Here is a 20576-nt window from a genome sequence, read left to right on the forward strand (position 1 = left end):
TCAATGCGCCTCACCAAGCACGTCAAGGCGATCGCCATCGGGGCGGGAGCCACCGGCCTGTTGTCGGCCGCCGGGGCATTGGTCCTCACCGGGCCGCCGCCCACCGCCCAGGCTGACAAGCCTCCGCAGAACACCAACATGGTTCTCAGCCTCCCGCTGGACGCTTACCAGTTGAGCGCCCAGCAGCACGCCGAACAGGTCAACGCTGAGAACATCGTGACCCGTGCGTGCATGAAGAGCTTCGGGATCAGCTACCTGGCTGACACCCCCGACATCACAAGCCGCTTCCTGGCGGGTACCGCTGCCGCCGACAGCAGGCGTTACGGCATCTCCGACGCCGTATCCGCCAAGGAACGCGGCTACCACCTGCCTCCAGCGATGCGCTCCACGGAGGAGACGTCCACGCGTGCAGCAGGCGACGACCAACTCACTTCCGAGCAGAAGCAGGTCCTGACCGGCCAGGCCCCGGTCGACACGAACCGGCGTGCCGAAGTCCGGCTCCTGGCGATCAAGGAGTACCAGGGTAAAACCGTGCCCGAGGGCGGCTGCATCGGCGAGACATCCCGTGCCCTGCGTCTGTCCGGCTCCAACCAGGTCTCCCAGAAGACGGTCATGCTCGCGGCCACGCTGCAACGTCAGGCCTATCTGAAGACCCAGTCCCACCCCACCACCGTGGCGGTGTTCCACAAGTGGTCGGCTTGCATGGCCGAGCAAGGATTCCGCTACGCCAACCCCATCAAGGCCGCGACCGATCCCGCGTGGGAGTTGGACAAGGCCATCACGCCGCGCGAAGTCCAGACCGCTGTCGCCGATGTCGCCTGCAAACAGCGCACCGACCTGGTCAAGATCGAGCACGGTGTCGAGGTGGCCCTCCAACAGGCCGCGATCAAGAAGCACGCCGCCGAGCTGACGCCCCTGAAGGAAGCGGTCGCCGAGCAGGTCACCGCTCTGCGTGATGCCAAGGACCGCTACGGGTCCTGAGCCAGCACCTCACGTCCCCGCCTTATCCGGTGCCGGCGCCACTATGGTGGCGCCGGCACTCGATGATCCACAATCCACAAGCACAATGGCCACCGCCGCTTCGGGCCTTGGTAGACCTTGTCGCTCGGGTGGCGATGACCGATTTCCCAACTCGCGCAGGATGTCCCGGATACGAACAGCAGTGGTGCGTTGGTATTGGTGATCGCAGACTTGACGGTACTCAGCACTGCAACTGATCGAGCGGAGCCATGTCGGCCTGGCGTCGCACAGGAGGCGGACGGGGAGGGATACTTCGAGGAATCTGCGGGATGGCTCTGGCCGGGGCAAAGCCGCTGAGCCGGAGGCCACCGAACCCGCGTTCTCCCGCTGGTTTCCCCTCCGAAATCCTCGAGTTGTGACGCCGAATGGGTTGGACGCCCATGACGACGAAGCACAGTGATGGCGGTCGTTTCATGAAGTCATGGCCCACATGGGTGCCTTGGTTCGAGATTGACGGTGCCGACTTCCGGATATGAGCGGATGCCCGTCAGATGATCGGGGGACGGCCGGCTCGGGTCAGGCGAGCCGCGGTGTGCCAGGTGATCGGGCGGCGGGTCTGGGCTTGGCGGGTGGTGAAGCCTTCGCGGAAGCCGGTCAGGGTCGCTCTTGCCGCGTTACGGGTGCGTAGGCGGGCGAAGGTCAGGGGTGTCCATATCGCCAGGTAGAGCGGGAGCAGCGGGGCGGGCAGGTTGCGGTAGGCGGCCCAGACCCGATTGCGGGCGTTCAGGTGGTGGAAGGTGGCGTGGCGGGTCGGGCTGGTCGCCGGGTGGTGGACGGTGACGTTCGGCGCGTACCAGCCGGTCTTGCCCAGGTTCCACAGTCGCCAGGCCAGGTCCAGGCCCTCGTGGAACAGGAAATAGTGGCCTGGCCAGCCGCCCGCACGCTCGAAGTCCGCACGGCGGATCACGATGATGCCTTCGGACATGCTCGCGACGGTGCCGGGCCGCGTGGGGTCGGTTCCGCGCAAACGAGGTACCCAGCGGGCAAGGGTGGTGCCGGTAGCCGGGTCAGCTATGCGGGGTTGCGCGTAGGCGGCGGTCGGGTGGTGGCGTAGCTCGGCGATCAGGCGCGCGAGGGTATCGCTGGTCGGTAGGAGCGCGTCGTTGTCGAAGAAGAACAGGAACTCGCCATTCTGGAGTGCTTCGGCTCCTACGTTGCGGCCCTCGGGGATGCCGACGTTCTTCGACAGGGTGACCGTGCGGACGCCATCGGGGACGTTGTCCGGCTCGCAGCCGTTGCCCACCACGACCACGTTCAGGGCCACGTCGGTCTGAGCTAGCAGGGAGGCCATCGCTTCGGCGAACTCCGTAGGGCGGTCGTTCATCGTCAGCACGATCGCGTCGACGCTTGGGGGGTTGTCACGAGGGCTTCTTTCGGTGGTGTTGGTTGCGCTCGTCTGGCAGAGGTTTCTTTCGCAGGTTCACCTTCAGTTCGTCGCGGTGTGGGATTGAGGTGTATTGGACGACTTTCGTCCATGTCTCGCGTGGTTTCCAGTCCAGGCCGTTCGGCAAGCTCCAGCCTCGCCAGGCCGCTATCAGGCGCAGGATCGAGCCGCCCAGGATTCCTACCGCTGTGCCTACTACCAAGGGTGCGCCCAGGGCTGAGCACAGGACTTGCAGCGTTGCCACCAGGACCGCGATCGACGCGTACAGGGCGTTGCCTCCCAGGATCGCTGGGACTCGTTGCAGGAGCAGGTCTCTCGTTGCGCCGCCGCCTACGGCCGTCAGGGTGCCCAGCAGGATCGCCGGGCCTGAGCCCAGGCCCGCGGCCAGGGACATCTGTGCGCCTGCCGCCGCCCACAGGCTCAGGGCCGCGGCGTCCAGGATGTTGAAGATCTGGTTCCACGCCCGATGGTGCACGTTCAGGACGAACGCCAGCGTCGCGCCCGCCAGGGCCGTCGGGATGTAGAAGGGGTCGATCAGCGCCACCGGTGTGCCGTGTTGCAGCAGCGTGTCGCGCAGCACGCCGCCGCCCAGGCCCGAGATCCCCCCGATCACCAGGAAGCCGAACAGGTCCAGATTGCGTTGCCGGGCGATCGCGCCGCCCAGGATCGCGTTGGCCAGCACCCCGGCCAGGTCCAGCAGCGTTGTGATCGCCTCGAAACGCACCTGCGGATTCTATGGTCACCGTGCGTTAGCGGGCCGATGCTGTGGGGCGTTCTTCGGTATTTGCATTGCCGGACGGCCTGACGCCAGCAGCCAGGTCGGGAGCGCCGCGGCGGCGCCACCAGGCCCTCCGTCGCCGGATCCTCCCGCGTGGTCACCCGGGCGCGGGGCGGCGTAGCGGAGCTTTGGCAGTTCATTGCCCGGGTCGCAGCGGGGCTTTGATCCCTCCCGGAAAGATCACTTAGGGCGGGGGCCGACACGGTGGAGGGGTGCGATGCGGGGCTGGCTGGCGGGGTGCGTCGTGCTCGTCGCCGTCGCCGGGTGCGGGTCGAGTGCCAAGGCCGACCCGATGCGCGACCAACAGTGGGCGCTGAACGCCATGAAGCTGCCCGGCGCTTGGAAGCGGGACGCCACCGGCAGGGGCGTCACCATCGCCGTCGTGGACACCGGGGCCGATCTCGGGCATCCCGACCTCAAGGACAACCTCGTCGACGGCTACGACTTCGTCGACAACGACGATGAGCCCAAGGACCAGAACGGGCACGGCACCCATGTGTCCGGCATCGCGGCGGCCGTCACCGACAACGGCGTCGGCATCGCCGGGAGTGCGCCGGACGCCAGGATCATGCCGGTCCGGGCCTTGAACACCCTGAGGTCGGGCGACAACGCCACCATCACCAAAGCCATCCTCTGGGCCGCCGACCACGGCGCGAAGGTCATCAACCTCTCGCTCGGCGAGTCGGGGCTGATGTCGCGGCTCATCAAGGGCGGCGTCCTCAACCAGGCGTTCACCTACGCCCACGGCAAGGGCGCGGTGGTCGTCGCCGCCGCCGGGAACGACGGCACCGCCAAGCAGCCCTACAGGGTATCCACGCCGGTCCTGATCGTCGGGGCCAGCGACCAGCGGGGGCGGCCCGCCGAGTTCACCAACGTCGGCGCGCAGGAGCAGGTCACCGCGCCCGGCGTCGGCGTCCTGTCCACGCTGCCCACCTATCGGACGCCGGAGACCAAGGACGGCACCTCCGGTTACGGGCGGCTGGACGGCACCTCGATGGCCGCCCCGCAGGTGTCGGCGCTGGCCGCCCTGCTGGCCGGGCAGGGCCGGACACCCGACCAGATCATGCAGACCATCCGGCAGACCGCCACCAATCCCGCCAGGGACCCGCGACTCGGGCTCGGCATCGTCGACGCGGCCGCGGCCGTGCAGCAATAGAACGGGGAGAAACCGCACATGAGCGACCTCATCGCCATCGCCTACGACGACCTGGCCACCGCCCAGCAGGCCCGCGACAAGCTCGTCCAGCTCCAGAAGGAGCACGTCATCGAGCTGGAGGACGTGGTCGTCGTCGAGCGCAAGGACGACGGCAAGATCAAGCTGCACCAGGCCAACAGCCTCGTCGCCGGCGGCGCGCTGGGCGGGGCGGCCTGGGGCGGCCTCATCGGGCTCATCTTCTTCATGCCGCTGCTCGGCATGGCGATCGGCGGCGCGACCGGCGCGGCCGTGGGCGCGGCGACCGACACCGGCGTGGACGACGACTTCATGCGCCGCCTCGGCGAGGGCCTGCGCCCCGGCGCGGCGGCGGTGTTCGTGCTGGTCGACAAGCGCAACCCGGACAAGGTCGTGCCCGAGATGGCGCAGTTCGGCGGCCAGATCATCCAGACGTCGTTGTCCACCGAGGACGAGCAGGGCCTGCGCGAGGCCGTCGAGACCTCCCGCTCCCACGCGGCGGCCGCGGCACCGGGCGCGTCCCGGGAGCAGGGCGCCTGACCCGTCCGCGCCCGGCGGCGGAGGCGTCGCCGGGCGCGGGGACGCCCCCATGAGCGACCCCGACCTGCGCCGCCGCGTCCGCGCCTGGCTGAACGCGACGATCACCGCCGTGGTGATCGTCGGGGTCTAGTTCACCCTCCCGCTGCATCCGCGCGACCGTCTGCTGCCGCGTGTCCTGCTGCTGGCCCTCGGCCTCGCCGCCGTCACCTGGCTGGTCGGCCTCCAGGTCCAGCGGGCGCTGGGCCCCGAGCGGCTGCTCACCGAGCAGATCGCCCTGCTGCTCACGGTCGTGACGCTGGTCGTGGCGTTCTTCGCGGCGGTCTACTTCCTGCTCGCCTGGCAGTTCGACGGCATCGGCACACGCCTGGACGCCCTCTACTTCGCGATGACGACGCTGGGCACCGTCGGCTTCGGCGACATCGTCGCCGTCGGGCAGGCCGCGCGCGCCGTCGTCACCGTGCAGACGGCCTTCGACCTGCTCGTCGTCACCACGGCGTTGTCGCTGGTCGTCGGCGCGCTGCGCCGCCGTCCCTAGCGGGAGCGGCGGCGCTCCTCGTCGGCCAGCAGCGGCGCGATCCGGAACGGCACCTGGTGGGTCAGCACGATCGAGGTGGTGCTGCGCCGCACGCCGGGGCAGGCCAGGATCGAGTCGATCACCTCGTGGAGCTGCTTGCCGTTGGGCGCGACCGCGCGCACCAGCAGGTCGCCCTGGCCGGTGATGCCGAGGACCTCCAGCACGCGCGGGATCGTCGCCAGCGCCGCCGACGCCTCGGCGATGCGGCCCTGCGCGACCTCCAGGGTCACGAACGCGGTCAGCTCGAAGCCCAGCGCGCCGAGGTCCACCTCGCGGCCGCGGTGCCCGATCACGCCGTCGCGTTCCAGCCGCTCGACGCGCGAGTGCGCGGTGTTGCGGGCGATGCCGAGCTTGGCGGCCAATTCGGTCACGCCGATGCGCGGCTGCTCGACCAGGCGGCGCAGGATCTGGATGTCGAGCAGGTTGACGCGCATCACATCGCTCATTTCTCGAAACGGGGCGTGCCTGGACCTGAGCAATCCGCTCAATTATGCGCCCGTCATCTTGCAGGTCGCTCAGCGGGGAGGGTGAATGATCCTCATCACACCGTGTTGAACCAGAGGTGAAGCATGACCGTTTCCGCCCCGCTCCGGGACCGGCTGGAGCTGGAGACCGGCCGGATCGCCCTCGGCGGCGTCCAGGCCCTCGTCCGCCTGGTGCTGGACCAGAGGCGCGCCGACGCGCTGCGGGGTTGGTCCACCGCCGGGTTCGTCTCGGGTTACCGGGGTTCGCCCCTCGGCGGCCTCGACCAGCAGCTCCAGCGGGCGGGCAAGCTGCTGGACGCCCACGACATCCGCTTCATCCCGGGCGTCAACGAGGAGCTGGCCGCCACCGCCGTCTACGGGTCGCAGCTCGTCCCGCAGCTCCCCGACCCGCGCTTCGAGGGCGTGTTCGGGCTCTGGTACGGCAAGGCCCCGGGCGTGGACCGGTCGCTGGACGCCTTCAAGCACGCCAACTGGCTCGGCACCACCGAGCGCGGCGGCGTGCTGGTGGTCGCCGGGGACGACCCGTCCTGCAAGTCCTCCACCCTCCCCTCGGCCACCGAGGGCGCGCTCGCCGACGCGTTCATGCCGGTGCTGGTGCCCGCCTCGGTCGGCGACGTGCTGCGCCTCGGCCGCTACGGCTACGAGATGTCGCGCTACTCGGGCGCCTGGGTCGGCTTCAAGATCATCACCGACGTGGCCGACGCGCACGAGGTCGTGGACGTCGCCCCCGTCGGCGCGCCGGTGCTGCCGGAGTTCGCCTGGCGCGGGCGGCCCTGGAAGCCGACCCGCAAGGCCGGCATCGACATCAAGACCACCACCGCCATGGAGCCGGAGGTGCTGGAAGGACGGCTGGAGGCCGCCGCCGCGTTCGCCGCCGCCAACCGGCTCGACCGCGTCGAGGGCGCGACGGGCGAGGCCCGCGTCGGACTGGTCGCCGCGGGCCGCACCTACCTGGAGCTGCGCGAGGCCCTGGACCGGCTCGGCCTGGACGACGCCGCGCTGGAGCGGCGCGGCGTGCGGCTGCTGCGCCTGGCGATGATCCACCCGCTGCACCGCGACGGCATCCGCGCGTTCGCCGCCGGGCTCGACGAGATCGTGGTGGTGGAGGAGAAGCGGCCGTTCGTGGAGTCGCAGATCCGCGACATCCTCTACGACCTGCCCGAGCGCCCGGCGGTGCTGGGCAAGCGCGGCCCCGACGGCGCGGCGCTGATCCCCGCCGACGGCGGCCTGGAGGCCGACCGCATCACCCGCGCGCTGGCCCGGCTGCTGGCCGACCGGCTCGGCGAGGAGCACCTGGACCTGCGGCACCCGGTGCTGAAGCCGCGCGTCCCGAAGATCAACATGCTGGCCCCGGCGCGCACGCCGTACTTCTGCTCGGGCTGCCCGCACAACCGGTCCACGGCCGTGCCGGAGGACTCGCTGGCGGCGGGCGGCATCGGCTGCCACATCATGAGCGTGTTCATGGACCGCAGCCTCGGCACCACCCAGATGGGCGGCGAGGGCGCGATGTGGGTGGGCGCGGCGCCGTTCAGCGGCACCGAGCACATGTTCCAGAACATCGGCGACGGCACGTTCTTCCACTCCGGCAGCCTGGCGATCCGGCAGGCCGTCGCGGCGGACACCAACATCACCTACAAGCTGCTGTACAACAACGCGGTCGCGATGACCGGCGGCCAGGACGCCGACGGCGGCGCGGACCCGGTGACCGTCACGCGCATGTTGCACGCCGAGGGCGTCGCGAAGATCATCGTGGTGGCCGACGACCCGGGCAAGTACCCGCGCGGCACCGACTGGGCCCCGGGCGTGACGGTCCGGCACCGCGACGAGATGGACGCCGTGCAGCGCGAACTGCGTGACGTCCCGGGCGTCACCGTGGTGCTGTACGACCAGGCGTGCGCGGCCGAGACGCGGCGCAAGCGCAAGCGCGGCCAGGCCCCCGACCCGGTCACCCGCGTGCTGATCAACGAGGCGGTGTGCGAGGGCTGCGGCGACTGCGGCACCAAGTCCAACTGCCTGAGCGTGGAGCCGGTCGAGACCGAGTTCGGCCGCAAGACGCAGATCAACCAGACCTCCTGCAACAAGGACTACTCCTGCCTGGACGGCGACTGCCCGTCGTTCGTCACCGTCGTGCCGGGCAAGAAGAAGTCGCGCGCGCAGGGCCTGCCGGAGATCGGCGAGCTGGGCGAGCTGGCCGACCGCCCGCACACCGGCGACGTGCTGCTGGTCGGCATCGGCGGCACCGGCGTCGTCACCGTCAACCAGGTGCTGGCGACCGCCGCGCTGCTGGACGGCGTGCACGCCCGCACCCTCGACCAGACCGGCCTGAGCCAGAAGGCGGGCGCGGTGGTGTCGCACCTGCGCGTCACCGGGACCGACCGCGACCGGCCCGGCCAGATCGGCGCGGGCGGCGCGGACGCGTACCTGGTGTTCGACGCGCTCGCCGGGACCAGCGAGACGAACCTGCGGCGCTGCGCCACCGACCGGACCGGCGCTGTGGTGTCCACCGGCGAGGTCCCGACCGGCCAGATGATCGTGGACGTGACCGCCAAGCTGCCGCCGTCGGCCGACCTGGTCGGGCAGATCGCGGCGCGCACCCGCGCCGACCGGATGGTGGCGTTCGACGCGCTGGCGCTGGCCGAGCGCTGGTTCGGCAACTCCGCCCCGGCCAACTTCATCGTGGTGGGCGCGGCCTACCAGGCGGGGCTGCTGCCGCTGTCGGCCAAGGCCGTCGAGGAGGCCATCGAGGTCAACGGGGTGCAGGTGGCCGCGAACGTGCAGGCGTTCCGCGCGGGCCGTCGCATGGTGCTGGACCCCGCGTGGGCGCGCGTGGAGGAGCCCGCCCCGGCGGCCGTCCCAGTGGGCGACGACCTGGCGTCGGTGCTGCGCGTGCGCGTCCCGGACCTGGTCAAGTACCAGAACGCGACGCTGGCGCGCCGCTACCTCGACACCGTCCGCGGCGTCGAGCGGGCGGAGAAGGCGGCGGGCGTCGCCGGGCAGCGCCTCGCGACCGCCGTGGCGCGCAACCTGTACAAGCTGATGGCCTACAAGGACGAGTACGAGGTCGCGCGGCTGCACCTGGACCCGGCGCTGCGGCGGCGGGTGGAGGAGCAGTTCGGCGCGGGCTCTGAGATCAAGTACATGCTGCACCCGCCGATCCTGCGGGCGCTGGGCATGGACAAGAAGATCGCGCTCGGGAAGACGGCCAAGCCCGCCTTCTACGCGCTGCGAGCGATGCGCGGGCTGCGCGGCACGCCGCTGGACCCGTTCGGCCTGGCCGAGCAGCGGCGGGTGGAGCGCCGCCTGGTCGCCGACTACCTCGCGGTGGTCGAGCGGCTGATGGCGGAGCTGGACGAGGCGCGGCACGGACTGGCGGTGGAGATCGCGGAGCTGCCGGACATGATCCGCGGCTACGAGGACGTCAAGACCGCCAACGTGGCCCGCTACCAGGACCGGCTGGGCGAGCTGCTGGTCCGCTGGAACAGCGCGCCGGTCCCCGCCTAGCGGCCCTTTCAGGCAGCGGCCCCGCCCTCCCGGTCAACGACGCCCGGGACGGCGGGGCCGCTCTGTTCCCGCCCGCCGCCGGGGACATACCGACCGGCCGGTACGCTCGGCGGCCGGAGCGCCGTTCCCGAGCAAGGAGCAGATGACCATGGTTTCCCCCGCCCTCGCCCGCCGTGCCTGGCGGGACGTGGAACCCCTGCACACGATGATCTACTTCGTGCCGGAGGCCCCGGCCGCCTACGCCGAGATCGGCGTGACCGACACGGCGATGGGCTACTTCGGCTCGCGCGCGGCGCCGATGGGCCGCGCGTCGGCCGAGGTCGTGCACGCCACGTTCTTCAACTTCAGCCCGGCGCTGGTGCACTACGCCGTCCCGGCAGTCTGGGACGTCGCCGCGCCCGAGGCACTGGTGGCAGCGCGTCTCAAGGCGGCTGACCAGGCACTGCGACGCGGCCTGGGCGAGGCCGTCGACACGCCGGACCTCGCCGAGGCGGCCGAGCTGACCCGTCGAGCCGCGCTGGCGGCCACCGAGCGTCCCGAGGGCCGCCCGCTGTTCGCGGCGCACGCGGCGCTGCCGTGGCCGGACGCGCCGCACCTGGTGTTGTGGCACGCCCAGACGCTGCTGCGGGAGTTCCGTGGGGACGGGCACATCGCGGCGCTGGTGCTGGCGGGGGTGACGGGCCTGGAGGCGAACCTGCTGCACGCGGCGTCGGGCGAGATCTCGCCGCGCTTCCTGACCAGCACGCGGGCGTGGTCGGCGGAGCAGTGGAGCGAGGGGGCGGAGCGGCTGCGGTCGGCGGGCCTGCTGACCGCCGACGCGGAACTGAAGCTGTCGGAGGACGGCGCGCGGCTGCGCCAGGAGATCGAGGACCGCACGGACGAGGCGTCAGTCCCGGCCTACGCGGCGTTGGGCGAGGAGGGCTGCGAGCGCCTGCGCGAGCTGGCCCGCCCGCTGCGCCGCGCGGCGGTGGACGCGGGCCTTTTGGGCCGCGCGGGCAAGTAGCCGGAACAGGTCGGGGGCCTCGCTGCGGCGAGGCCCCCGATGCGTGTCATGGGTCCGCGTCTGCTGGCGGGCCGGTGAGCGAGGTCAGTCCCGGGTCCAGAAGTGCCACTTCAGATCTCGGGAGATCTCCCAGGCCGGGTCGGGCAGCCAGTCGGGCTGCGGCGACCAGCCGGGGTGGGGCTGCGGCCAGGTCGGCGGGGCCTGGAACCGCCAGGACGCCGCCGAGCCGGGGGCGAACCGTTCCAACTGCTCGGCGACCATCTCCTGGCTGGTGATCGCGCCTTGCCAGGTGTCGCGCCACGCCTGGTGGGAGGCGGAGAGCTGCATCCGGGCGAACTCGGCGTGCAGGTCGGCGAGTTGGTGGAAGGTATCCAGCTCGTCGCGGTACTGGCGCGAGAGCCGCCGCTCCAGCTCCGACAACACGGCCTGGTTCCGCTCGAAGAGGTGCTGGAGTCCGTCGGCCTTGCGCTTGAGCAGGGTCGTTTCGACGATCTCCTCCTCGAAGGCGTAGCGAACCCGCAGGAGGATGTTCGCCAGGCCCATCTGCGCCTGCCGCCGATCGCCGTCGACCCGCGAGCCGGTGTCGATCACGGCACCGTAGATCTCGTCGAACACCGTCACCTCGGCCTGGACGCGCTCACGCTGGTGTATGAGCCGGGTGTAGTCCTTGAAGTCCGCGAGGTGCTCCTCGACGGCCTCGTCCCATTCCTCGATGAGGCGTTCGCGTTCATCGACCAGCTCGTCCACCGACATGGCGCTCCCCGCTCCGTCCGGTTTTACGGCGATTTCGCCCCAACCTAGATCATCAACGGGACCTCTTGGGGGTGGGGCTCGGGTGGGGGATGGCCGCCCATGGCCACGTGGCCGGAAGCCGATGCACGAGTGGGCGCGGTCGCTTCGTCGCGAGCGTGAACGTCGGACTGCTCGAAAACAGATCGGGGGGCCTCGCCGTGGCGAGGCCCCCCGATGCGTGTTCTGGGTCAGTCGTTGGCGTGCAGGTCCGCGTTCAGCTCGATGCCCTTGCCCTCGCGCGCGACGGCCTCGACCGCGCCGCTGACGGAGTTGCGGCGGAACAGCAGGCCGGAGCGGCCTGACAGCTCGCGGGCCTTCAGGGACTGGCCGCCGACGGCGACCCTGGTCCCGGCCGTCACGTACAGGCCGGCCTCCACCACGCAGTCGTCGCCCAGCGAGATGCCGATGCCGGAGTTGGCGCCCAGCAGGCAGCGCTCGCCGATGCTGATGACCTCGCTGCCGCCGCCGGACAGGGTGCCCATGATGGACGCGCCGCCGCCCACGTCGGAGTCGGCGCCGACCACGACGCCCGCCGAGATGCGGCCTTCCACCATGGACGCGCCGAGGGTGCCCGCGTTGAAGTTGACGAAGCCCTCGTGCATGACGGTGGTGCCGGACGCCAGGTGCGCGCCGAGCCGGACGCGGGAGGCGTCGGCGATCCGGACGCCCGAGGGCAGCACGTAGTCGGTCATGCGCGGGAACTTGTCGACGCCGTCCACGGTGACCTTGCCGCGGGCGCGCAGCCGCAGGCGGGTCTGCTCGAAGCCCTCCACGGCACAGGGGCCGTGGTTGGTCCAGACGACGTTGGCGAGCAGGCCGAAGACGCCGTCGAGGTTGATCTCGTGCGGCTTCACCTGGCGCGAGGACAGCAGGTGCAGGCGCAGGTAGACGTCGTGCGCGTCGGCGGGCGGCGCGCTGAGGTCGGCGATGGCGACCCGGACGGCGACCGTCTCCACGCCGCGCGCGGCGTCGGGGCCGAGGGCGGCGTCGGCGCCGAAGACGTCGGCGGCCTCGGCGTCGCTCAGGCGGCGCGTCTTGGGCTCGGCGGGCTCGCCCAACTGGGGTTGGGGGTACCAGGTGTCAAGGATCGTTCCGTCGGCGGTGACGGTGGCGATGCCATCGCCGAACGCCCCGGAGTCATTGCGCTTCGCTTCGGTCACGTCGCGCAGGTTACCCAGGTCGGTGCCGCAACGCCGATTCGGGGAGGACGCGCGCAGGGGCTGAGTCCTGTGGACGCGTTCGGCGGTGGGTGCTGATCGTGATTGGGGGGTGGCTGTCGCGCCTGGGTTGGCGGGAGCGCGGCGCGTGCGACGCAGTGGCGGACGCGCGCCGCGCTCCTCGTCTGGGGGTTCAGGCGTCGAGCGAGAAGAGATGGGCTGCTCTCCGGATGGCCTCTGCGTCCGCGCCCGCCAGGTGCGTTAGCAGGCCGTCGGACGACGATGCGCTGATGACGACGGGCCCGGCCGCACGCCAGACGCCTTGGTCGCAGATCCAGATGTCCCAGCGGGGGAACATCTGGCGGACGAGGGCGAGGACGAGCAGCCGTGCGATCGTCGCGGGCTCTCTTTCCGTCACGCCTCGTCGTCTTTCAGCAGTGCCCAGACCGCCTTGCCGCTGCCCGCGACGGCGTTGAAGCCCCATGCCCTGACCAGGAGGGACAACATGGCCAGGCCGCGCCCGTCCTCGCTGGTGAGGTCGAGAGGGCGGATGACGGGGAGTTGGGAGCTGGAGTCCAGCACCTCGACGACTGGGCCCACGTCGCTGAGGTAGGCGCGGACGACGATCTCTTCTCTCGGCTCGGTGCCGTGCCGGTAGGCGTTGGTGACCAGCTCGGTCACGGCGGTCTTGGCGATATAGGCGGCGGAAGGGCCGAAACCCTGATCGCCGGACCATTCGCCGACGAAGTCGCGCGCTTTCTTGATCGTCTCCGGCGCGGACTTGATCGTCAACGACGCGATGGTCGTCGCCGATGTGGGAACTTTGCGCATTATCTCGGTGATCATGGCTGCTGTCTTGCCTTGGTGACTCCCGGTTGATTTTTCGTAACTCCCTCCACAGTCACGCTAGCGCCATCTAGACTTCTATCTGACCCAGATGATTGGTCAGCAAGTGGCAAGTGATCTTTCGGTGCAGCAAGACGAGCAGCTTCGGAGTTCAGATGCCCGCACACAGACGACGCCCCATGCACTCCCCCGCTCTGATCGCGTTCGGCGCGCAAATGAGGCGCCTGAGGCTAGCGAAGAACATCAAGCAAGCGGCGATCGCCAAGGCGGTCAACGTTCACGACACCTATATCTCCAAAGTCGAGAACGGGTACAAGCGCTGCAACCTCGTCTTCGTCGAGAAGGTGGACGACTACCTTGAGGCGGACGGCGCACTCATAGAACTCTGGAACAACCTCAACAAGGAAGGTCATCCCGTACCTCTCTGGTTCGACTGGCCCGAGGTGGAGAAGGATTCTGTCGAGCTGACCACGTGGCAGCACTCGATCATTCCCGGGCTCCTACAGATCGAGGAGTACGCGCGCGCATTCTTCCCTGAGGACAAGGACGCGAGCACGCGGATCGAGCGGCAGGCCCTCATCACGCGAGACGAGAACCCCGTGAAGTACATCGCCCTCATCAAAGAGGAGGCGCTGTACAACCTCGTCGTTTCCAAAGAGGTGATGAGGAAGCAGTTGGAGCACTTGCTTGAGATGAGCGAGCGCCCGAATGTGACCATTCAGATCGTCGCGAACGACGGGCTGCCCGCAGGCATCTCTGGCGCATTCGTTCTCGCAATGATGGAGGACCGCAGCGAAGTAGTGCACCTGGATACGGTTATCCGAGGAATCACGACCGACGATCCAGCCGACCTCAGGGCCATCGGCAACGTGCTGATATCCTTGCGCGGCAAGGCGCTGCCCGTAGGCATGTCGCGAGACCTGATAAGAAAGGCGCTCGAAAAATGGACCTGAGCACCGCCACGTGGCGCAAGTCTTCCTACAGCGGCGACAACCAGGGCGACTGCATCGAACTCGCCAACGCGTCCAGCATCGTCGCCATGCGCGACAGCAAGGACCCGGACGGCCCCAAGCTCCTGCTGGACCGCCACGACTTCCAACGCTTCGCCGGCACCATCAAAAATCTGTAGCTACACAGGAAGATGGCTACGAGATGGACCTGAGCACCATCATGTGGCGCAAGTCCCGTCGCAGCAGCGAACAAGGCGACCAGTGCGTGGAAGTTGCAAGTACTCGTGGCATCGTCGCCGTGCGTGACAGCAAGGACCCAGAAGGCCCCGGTCTACTGCTGGCGCGCGATGACTTTCGGCGCTTCACCAGCGCGATCAAGATCCTGTAGTGCTACAGAAAGGAGGCTAGCGATGGACCTGAGTATCCTTGCGTGGCGCAAGTCTTCCTACAGCGCAGACAACCAGGGCGACTGCATCGAACTCGCCAACGCGTCCAGCATCGTCGCCGTGCGTGACAGCAAGGACCCCGAGGGCCCCAAGCTCCTGCTGGACCGCGGCGACTTCCGACGCTTCGCCAGCACCGTCAAGAATCTGCAAGCCTAGAGAAGGCGTAGCGGAAGATGGTCCCGATCAGCACCGGCTGGCGAAAGAGTACGCACAGCGGCGGGAACGGTGGCGAATGCGTCGAGTTGGCCACTTCTTCTAACACTGTCGCCGTGCGTGACAGCAAAGACCCGGAGGGCCCCAATCTCCTCCTGAATCGCGACGACTTCCGGCGCCTTGCCAGCATGATTAAGAGCGTCTGAGCACGAACACGAACGCGCCTCCTCGTCTTGTGCTGTGCCGGACGAGGAGGCGCGTCCGTTAGAGCCAGCTACTAGGCCCAGGAAATCGAACTCCTCGCCGTTGAGGGTGTAGTTGGGCTGCGTACATCACTGACGATCGGCGCTCGCTCAGCCTTCCGCGTCACGCTCCTCCTCGCCGACGGCGCGTTCGTTCGGCGATCCCGTTAGAGAGCTTGTCCTTGGCCAAGCCAGCCCGATCCAGGGTCTCGTTGCCTCGGCTTCTGGCGACACCGACGCCCTTCGCCCCTGTCTCAAGCGCCTTGTTCCTCACCTCCGCGACCGCGCCCACCCATCGTCTCGGCTCCGATGACAGGCGACCGGACTCGATCCCGAGCCGCTCGTGGAAGTCATGGACGTCGGTCGCGACATGGTTGCTCGATTGGACTACGGCCGGGGACTTGGTCGGGTGCAACAGCACCTTCGCGTTAGCCGTGCCCGCAGCCGCATTCATCCGTGCCACCAGACGCTCGGTGCTCCGCACGATGTGTTCCAGCCGGTCCTGCCGGGCGACCTTCAGCCCGAGGCGATGCCCGTCCAGCTCCTCCGGAGACGCGTCCAGCACCCGGTCGAGTTCGAGTACCGCAACCGCGTCCCGCAGTTGGAAACAGCGGGCCAGAACAGCGAGCCACTCCCGCACCTTGGACTCAACTTCCTTGGCCGTCGCGGCAAGGTCACCGATCTTGGTCTTGCTCTCCATCTTCTCCGCGAACGCATCGAGTTGCCGCAATGCGTACGCCTGGGTTTCCGCGATCATCGCCGGTGCGCCCTGCACCTTCGACCACGTGATGTCGTCGACCCTGCCCCGCGTCTCTCGGATGGTCATGGCCTCCTCGACGACGAAACCCACTCCGATCATGCGGGCCAGCGCAGCGTCCTTCTGGGCGCGCAGCACGTCGTCGACCTTCTCGTCGATCGTGGCGAGATAGTCGGTGATCTCGTCCATAGTCTGCTGCATTGCGACCTGCGCCATGATCCCCGCAGCTCCGGCGAGAACAGCCGGGTTGGTCAGAAGCGCTCGGGGTCCCTTCACGAATTCGACGAAGCCCTTGACCTGGCCCTTGTGCCCCTTCACCACGCCTGTGCTGAGATCCGATTTCGCGCTTTCCCTCAGCCCGAACTCCTTGACGAGCTGTGCCGATTCCCGAGTCAGCTTCACCCAGCGGCCGGAGTTGGCGGCGACCTCCGAACCCGCCTGCGTGACTACAGCCCCGGTGCCGAAGACGGACTTGAGCCGTTGCAGCCTAAGATCCTTCGACGGCAGTCCTTTCGAGCGGAGAAAGTGTTCGACATCCGTCGCATTCCCGATGACCGCCAGACCATCACCGTCGCTGATCAGCTGAATCTCGTTGTCCATCGCCCGCTCCTGAGGTGGCTTCTCGCGATTGAGAGTAGTCGGGGCGGGCGCGGCGATCGCCAGGTATGGATCAGGAGCTTCCGATGATGGGAGAGTGAGGTCGCCTGGACAGTTGGGTGGGTAGGTTAGAGGAAGTCTGCTAGGCGGTCGGCGAACTCCTCGGGTGTGGTGATGTCGATGGCCAGCTTTTCGGCCTTCGTCTTTTTGGAGCCCGCCTTCTCGCCCGCCACCAGCAGTGACGTCTTCGACGACACCGACGACGATGCCTTGCCGCCCGCTCGTTCGATCAGTTCGTTCATCTCGTTGCGGGACAGGTCGGCCAGCGGGCCCGTCATCGAGCCCGTCACCACCACCGACATGCCCGACAGGGGCAGGTCGCCCACGGCGGCGGCTGCGGCGGCCTGTTCGGCCGCTTCGGCCGGGTCCTCGCCTGCGGCCTCGGCGGCGGCGGCCGCTTCTTCGGCCGCGGCTGCCTGGCGGGCTGCTCGTTCGGCGGGGGTGATCGCGCCGGGTTCGGTCATGTTCACGCCCGCCGTCACCAGCTTGTCGATCAGGGGGGCCAGTTCCACCAGTTCGACCACCAGGACGGGGGCCTTTTCCGGGCCGATGCCGTCCACCTCCTGGAACGCCTCCGCGTCGGCGGCGCGGATCTCGTCCATCGTCGCGAAGTGGCGGGCGATGCGTCGTGACATCGAGCGGCCGGTTCCCCGTACTCCTAGGGCGCAGAACACCTTGTTCAGCGGCTTGGCCTTGGCGTCTTCGATGGCCTTCAAGAGGTTGTCGGTGCTGGTCTCGCCCATGCGGTCCAGGGTCAGGAGCTGTGTTTTGGTCAGGGTGAACAGGTCGGCGAAGTCGGTGACGTGCCCTGCGGTGACGAGCTGGTCGATGATCTTCTCGCCCAGGCCCTCCACGTCGAGCTGGTCGCGGCCCACCGCGTAGCGCAACGAGGCCACCGCCATGCAGGCGCGGCCCTTGACGCAGCGCCACCGCTTCTGCGAGTCGTCGATGGTGTCGCCGCAGTTCGGGCAGGCCGACGGGATCTCGATCGGGGTCTCTTCGCCGGTGCGCAGGTGCACGACCGGTGCCTCCACGCGCGGGATCACGTCGCCCGCGCGGTGCACCATGACGGAGTCGCCGATCTTCAGGTCGCGGCGCTCGATGTCGCCCGCGTTGTGCAGCGTGGCGTAGGTGATGACCACGCCGTCCACCTCGACCGGCTCCAGCACCGCGCGGGGCGCGATGATGCCGGTGCGGCCCACGTTCCACTCGACGGCCAGGAGCTTGGTGATCTTCTCGACGGCGGGCAGCTTGTAGGCGATCGCCCAGCGCGGCGCGCGCGAGGAGAAGCCCGCCTGCCGCTGGTCGGCGGCGTCGTCGGCCTTGATCACGATGCCGTCGATGCCGAACTCCAGCTCGGCGCGCTGGGCGGCGATGTGGTCCACGCACTCCTGGACCTGCTCGATCGTGTCGGCCGTCGTGCCCGCCACCGGCGTCTTCGACGTCGTCTGGACGCCCCACTCCTCCACCCGGGTCATGATCTGGCCGTGCGGCAGGGTGCGCAGCTCTTCGGCCAGGTCGGGGGTGCTTCCGGTGCCGAAGCCCGCGTCCTCCGCCAGGGGCAGCGCGCCGTAGCCGAAGAACGTCATCTCGACTTTGTAGGGGCGGTCCTGCGCGCGCAGCGAACCGGCGGCGGCGCTGCGCGGGTTCGCGAACGGCGTGCCGCCCGACGCGACGCGGGCCTCCGTCGCCGCCTCGAACTGCGCGGTCGTCATCAGGATCTCGCCGCGGATCTCCAACGTCACCGGCTCGGCCAACGTGCGCGGCAGGCCCTGCACGCTGTCGATGCCGTGGCTCACGTCCTCACCGGCCGCGCCGTCGCCGCGCGTGACCAGCTGCACCAGGCGGCCGTTCTGGTAGCGGGCCGAGATCGCCAGGCCGTCCAGCTTCGGCTCCACGCTCCACTTGGTGACCGGGTGGCCGATGCGGCGCTCCAGGCCCGCCGCCCACGACGCCAGCTCTTCCGGGCCGAACACGTTGTCCAGGCTCAGCATCGGCACGGTGTGCGGCACGTCGCCCACCACCGCGCCCCCGGCCACCTTGCCGGTGGGCGAGTCGGGCAGCACGTGCTCGGGGTGCGCGGCCTCGTAGGCGGCGATGCCGCGCACCAGCCGGTCGAAGGCGTCGTCGTCGAGCGGGGAGTCGCCGTCGCCGTAGTAGGCGGCGGAGGCGGCGACGGCGGTCTGGACGGCGGCGGCGTAGGCGGCCTGGTCGGCGATCCCGGTTTCGCTCATGTGTTCATCATCCCTGGTGGGACCGACAGAATCGGGGTGCGGGCGGCTGGTCCCTTATGGGTCTTTTATCCCATAGGATCCCGCTACAGATCATCGCGCGGAGAACGGGTCCCGGCATGGCCGGGGCCCTTTTTCGTGCCCGCACTAGGAGGCACCATGCGCCGTCTCACCCTCGCGGTGGGCTCGGCGGCGGGAGCGCTCGCGCTGGCGGCCACAGGCTCGCTGGTGTTCACGTCCCCGTCCCCCGCATCCCCGGTCCGGTTGTCGGCCGACGCCCGCCTCACCGCACAGAAGATCGCCTGGAAACCGTGCGTGGACCCGGCGGACTTCCCCTCGGGCGAGGAGTTCCCCGCGCTCTTCAAGCGGTTCGACTGCGGCACCATGACCGTCCCGCTGGACTGGGCCGCCCCCGCCAAGGGACGGCTGAAGGTCGCCGTCTCCCGGTTGCGGCCGGTCAGCGGCCGCGCCAAGGGCGTGGTGTTCACCAACCCCGGCGGGCCCGGCGGTCCCGGGCTCGAACTGCCGCTGTCGTTCGCCGACATGAACGGCCGCTCGAAGCTGGCCGACGCCATGCAGATCGTCGGCATCGACGTGCGCGGCACCGGCGACAGCTCCACCGTGACCTGCGGCCCCCTCCCCTACCGGCCGCTCGACCCCCGCAACCGGAGCAAGGCCAACGTCGCCAAGCTCCTGAAGGACGCGAGCGCCGTCGCCAAGGCGTGCCAGGGCGCGTCGGGCGCGCGCGGCCGCTACATCACCACCTGGCAGACGGTCCGCGACCTCGACCTGCTGCGCTCGCTGCTCGGCCAGCAGAAGGTGCACTGGATCGGCTACTCGGGCGGAAGCTGGCTCGGCGCGCACTACGCCACCGCCTTCCCCAAGCGGACCGGCCGGTTCGTGCTCGACTCCAACGTGGACTTCACCGGCACCTGGCAGCAGGCGTTCGCGCGCCAGCCATTGGGCTTCGAGCGGCGCTTCCGGCAGGACTTCGCGCCGTGGGCCGCCAACTACAACCGCAAGTACGGCCTCGGCAAGAACGCCGCGCAGGTGCGCCGCACCTACGAGGCGATCCGCGCCAATCTGGCCCGGAACCCGCTGCCGATGTTGTCCGGGCCGGACCTGCACGCCGTGGAGCTGGATGGGCTCATCACCCAGGGCATGTACAGCAAGTACGAGTTCTCCGAGGTCGCGCGGGTGCTGAGCGTCCTGCGCCGCTACACCGGCGTGAAGGTCCGGTCGGCCGCCGCGCCCGCCGACCTGGCCCGCTCGATCGAGAAGCTGCGCAAGCGCTGGTCGCCGCTGCGCGTGGAAGAGGAACCGGCCTGGGACGCCGACACGGCCACCTTCTACTCGGTCACCTGCAACGACACCCCGCGCACCGGCACGGTCAAGAACCTGGTCGCCCGTTCGGCCAAGGCGGGCCGCGCCTACCCGCTGGTCGGCTACGCGATGATCTCCGACCCGTGCCAGCACTGGAAGCGTCCGAAGGTGAAGGCGCTGCCCAAGGTGACGGGCAAGGGCGTGCCGCCGGTGCTGATGGTGCAGTCCACCCACGACCCGGCCACGCCGTACGAGGGCGCGCTGAACGCGCACCGGCGCTTCGCCGGGTCGCGGATGCTGACGGTCACGCGTGAGGGCGACCACGGCCTCTACGCCAGCGGCAACAACTGCGTGGACCGCGTCGTGGAGAACTACATCGTCAACGGTGTGCTGCCCAAGAAGGACCTGTCCTGCAAGGGCACGGGAATGCCCGCGCCTGACGAGATGGGGCCGTTCGCCCAGTCGTCCGACAGGCTGCCGGGCAACGTGCTGGAGCGTGCTCAGGTGTTGAGCGAGCGTTACCGCCTGCGCGGCTGACGCTTTTGACGGCCCCCGCTTCGGCGGGG

At 69.4% G+C, this 20576-nt stretch carries 21 protein-coding genes; 12 read left to right on the forward strand and 9 right to left on the reverse strand.

What is annotated here, in order from left to right; translation table 11 throughout:
* Window positions 1-3: 3 nt before the first annotated feature.
* The gene (locus AH6_RS10335; RefSeq protein ID WP_067477449.1) at window positions 4-981 is read left to right on the forward strand and encodes a hypothetical protein; all 978 of its coding nucleotides are present in this window, start codon (window positions 4-6) and stop codon (window positions 979-981) included.
* Between the two features lie 526 nt (window positions 982-1507).
* Here AH6_RS10335 and AH6_RS10340 read toward each other — a convergent pair.
* A complete protein-coding gene (locus AH6_RS10340) occupies window positions 1508-2344 on the reverse strand; it encodes a glycosyltransferase family 2 protein (RefSeq protein WP_067477575.1) in 837 nt (278 codons plus the stop codon).
* A 34-nt stretch (window positions 2345-2378) separates the two neighbouring features.
* Window positions 2379-3128 (reverse strand): trimeric intracellular cation channel family protein, encoded by a 750-nt coding sequence (locus tag AH6_RS10345; RefSeq protein ID WP_067477452.1) that lies wholly within the window; start codon window positions 3126-3128, stop codon window positions 2379-2381.
* A 271-nt stretch (window positions 3129-3399) separates the two neighbouring features.
* Here AH6_RS10345 and AH6_RS10350 point away from each other — a divergent pair, with 271 nt between their 5' ends.
* From AH6_RS10350 to AH6_RS45270, 3 genes are all read left to right on the forward strand, one after another.
* On the forward strand, window positions 3400-4338 hold the full coding sequence (locus tag AH6_RS10350) for a S8 family peptidase (RefSeq protein ID WP_067477455.1): 939 nt from the start codon (window positions 3400-3402) through the stop codon (window positions 4336-4338).
* Between the two features lie 18 nt (window positions 4339-4356).
* Window positions 4357-4893, forward strand: a complete 537-nt coding sequence (locus AH6_RS10355; protein WP_067477458.1) for a DUF1269 domain-containing protein — start codon at window positions 4357-4359, stop codon at window positions 4891-4893.
* A gap of 289 nt (window positions 4894-5182) precedes the next feature.
* A complete protein-coding gene (locus tag AH6_RS45270) occupies window positions 5183-5428 on the forward strand; it encodes a potassium channel family protein (RefSeq protein ID WP_218005768.1) in 246 nt (81 codons plus the stop codon).
* On the opposite strand, the gene AH6_RS10365 is transcribed toward AH6_RS45270, so the two are convergent.
* Window positions 5425-5913, reverse strand: coding sequence for an Lrp/AsnC family transcriptional regulator (locus AH6_RS10365; RefSeq protein ID WP_218005769.1), 489 nt, complete (start codon window positions 5911-5913; stop codon window positions 5425-5427). The genes AH6_RS45270 and AH6_RS10365 overlap by 4 nt on opposite strands.
* Window positions 5914-6036: 123 nt before the next feature.
* Between AH6_RS10365 and AH6_RS10370 the strand changes: the two genes are divergently transcribed.
* Entirely contained in the window at window positions 6037-9453 is a 3417-nt protein-coding gene (locus AH6_RS10370; RefSeq protein WP_067477468.1) for an indolepyruvate ferredoxin oxidoreductase family protein, read from the forward strand.
* A gap of 148 nt (window positions 9454-9601) precedes the next feature.
* The gene (locus AH6_RS10375; RefSeq protein ID WP_083982576.1) at window positions 9602-10456 is read left to right on the forward strand and encodes an SCO6745 family protein; all 855 of its coding nucleotides are present in this window, start codon (window positions 9602-9604) and stop codon (window positions 10454-10456) included.
* Between the two features lie 84 nt (window positions 10457-10540).
* Here the strand turns inward: AH6_RS10375 and AH6_RS10380 are convergent, their stop codons facing one another.
* From AH6_RS10380 to AH6_RS10395, 4 genes are all read right to left on the reverse strand, one after another.
* A complete protein-coding gene (locus tag AH6_RS10380) occupies window positions 10541-11209 on the reverse strand; it encodes a hypothetical protein (RefSeq protein WP_067477474.1) in 669 nt (222 codons plus the stop codon).
* A gap of 227 nt (window positions 11210-11436) precedes the next feature.
* A complete protein-coding gene (gene dapD, locus AH6_RS10385) occupies window positions 11437-12408 on the reverse strand; it encodes a 2,3,4,5-tetrahydropyridine-2,6-dicarboxylate N-succinyltransferase (RefSeq protein ID WP_067477477.1) in 972 nt (323 codons plus the stop codon).
* A 190-nt stretch (window positions 12409-12598) separates the two neighbouring features.
* Window positions 12599-12823 (reverse strand): hypothetical protein, encoded by a 225-nt coding sequence (locus tag AH6_RS10390; RefSeq protein WP_067477480.1) that lies wholly within the window; start codon window positions 12821-12823, stop codon window positions 12599-12601.
* Entirely contained in the window at window positions 12820-13197 is a 378-nt protein-coding gene (locus tag AH6_RS10395) for an ATP-binding protein (protein ID WP_169807828.1), read from the reverse strand. The genes AH6_RS10390 and AH6_RS10395 overlap by 4 nt, the downstream gene beginning before the upstream one ends.
* Before the next feature lie 233 nt (window positions 13198-13430).
* Here AH6_RS10395 and AH6_RS10400 point away from each other — a divergent pair, with 233 nt between their 5' ends.
* From AH6_RS10400 to AH6_RS42265, 5 genes are read left to right on the forward strand one after another with little or no spacing between them, the layout of a single operon-like run.
* Window positions 13431-14204, forward strand: a complete 774-nt coding sequence (locus AH6_RS10400) for a helix-turn-helix domain-containing protein (RefSeq protein WP_067477486.1) — start codon at window positions 13431-13433, stop codon at window positions 14202-14204.
* Entirely contained in the window at window positions 14195-14380 is a 186-nt protein-coding gene (locus AH6_RS10405) for a DUF397 domain-containing protein (RefSeq protein WP_067477490.1), read from the forward strand. Before AH6_RS10400 ends, AH6_RS10405 begins: the two co-directional genes overlap by 10 nt.
* Before the next feature lie 23 nt (window positions 14381-14403).
* The gene (locus AH6_RS10410; protein WP_067477493.1) at window positions 14404-14589 is read left to right on the forward strand and encodes a DUF397 domain-containing protein; all 186 of its coding nucleotides are present in this window, start codon (window positions 14404-14406) and stop codon (window positions 14587-14589) included.
* Between the two features lie 22 nt (window positions 14590-14611).
* Complete coding sequence (locus AH6_RS10415) at window positions 14612-14803, forward strand: DUF397 domain-containing protein (protein ID WP_067477495.1); 192 nt, start codon at window positions 14612-14614, stop codon at window positions 14801-14803.
* Between the two features lie 17 nt (window positions 14804-14820).
* On the forward strand, window positions 14821-15006 hold the full coding sequence (locus AH6_RS42265; RefSeq protein WP_083982573.1) for a DUF397 domain-containing protein: 186 nt from the start codon (window positions 14821-14823) through the stop codon (window positions 15004-15006).
* A gap of 160 nt (window positions 15007-15166) precedes the next feature.
* On the opposite strand, the gene AH6_RS10420 is transcribed toward AH6_RS42265, so the two are convergent.
* Both AH6_RS10420 and ligA read right to left on the reverse strand, forming a co-directional pair.
* Entirely contained in the window at window positions 15167-16399 is a 1233-nt protein-coding gene (locus AH6_RS10420; protein ID WP_067477498.1) for a hypothetical protein, read from the reverse strand.
* A 125-nt stretch (window positions 16400-16524) separates the two neighbouring features.
* Window positions 16525-18690 carry an NAD-dependent DNA ligase LigA gene (gene ligA / locus AH6_RS10425; protein ID WP_067477500.1) on the reverse strand — a complete coding sequence of 722 codons (2166 nt, stop codon included), beginning with the start codon at window positions 18688-18690 and terminating at the stop codon, window positions 16525-16527.
* A gap of 156 nt (window positions 18691-18846) precedes the next feature.
* Here ligA and AH6_RS10430 point away from each other — a divergent pair, with 156 nt between their 5' ends.
* Window positions 18847-20547, forward strand: a complete 1701-nt coding sequence (locus AH6_RS10430; RefSeq protein WP_067477503.1) for an alpha/beta hydrolase — start codon at window positions 18847-18849, stop codon at window positions 20545-20547.
* The last annotated feature ends 29 nt before the right edge of the window (window positions 20548-20576 follow it).

This window comes from Actinomadura hibisca NBRC 15177, from assembly GCF_001552635.1.
Lineage (GTDB): Bacteria > Actinomycetota > Actinomycetes > Streptosporangiales > Streptosporangiaceae > Spirillospora > Spirillospora hibisca.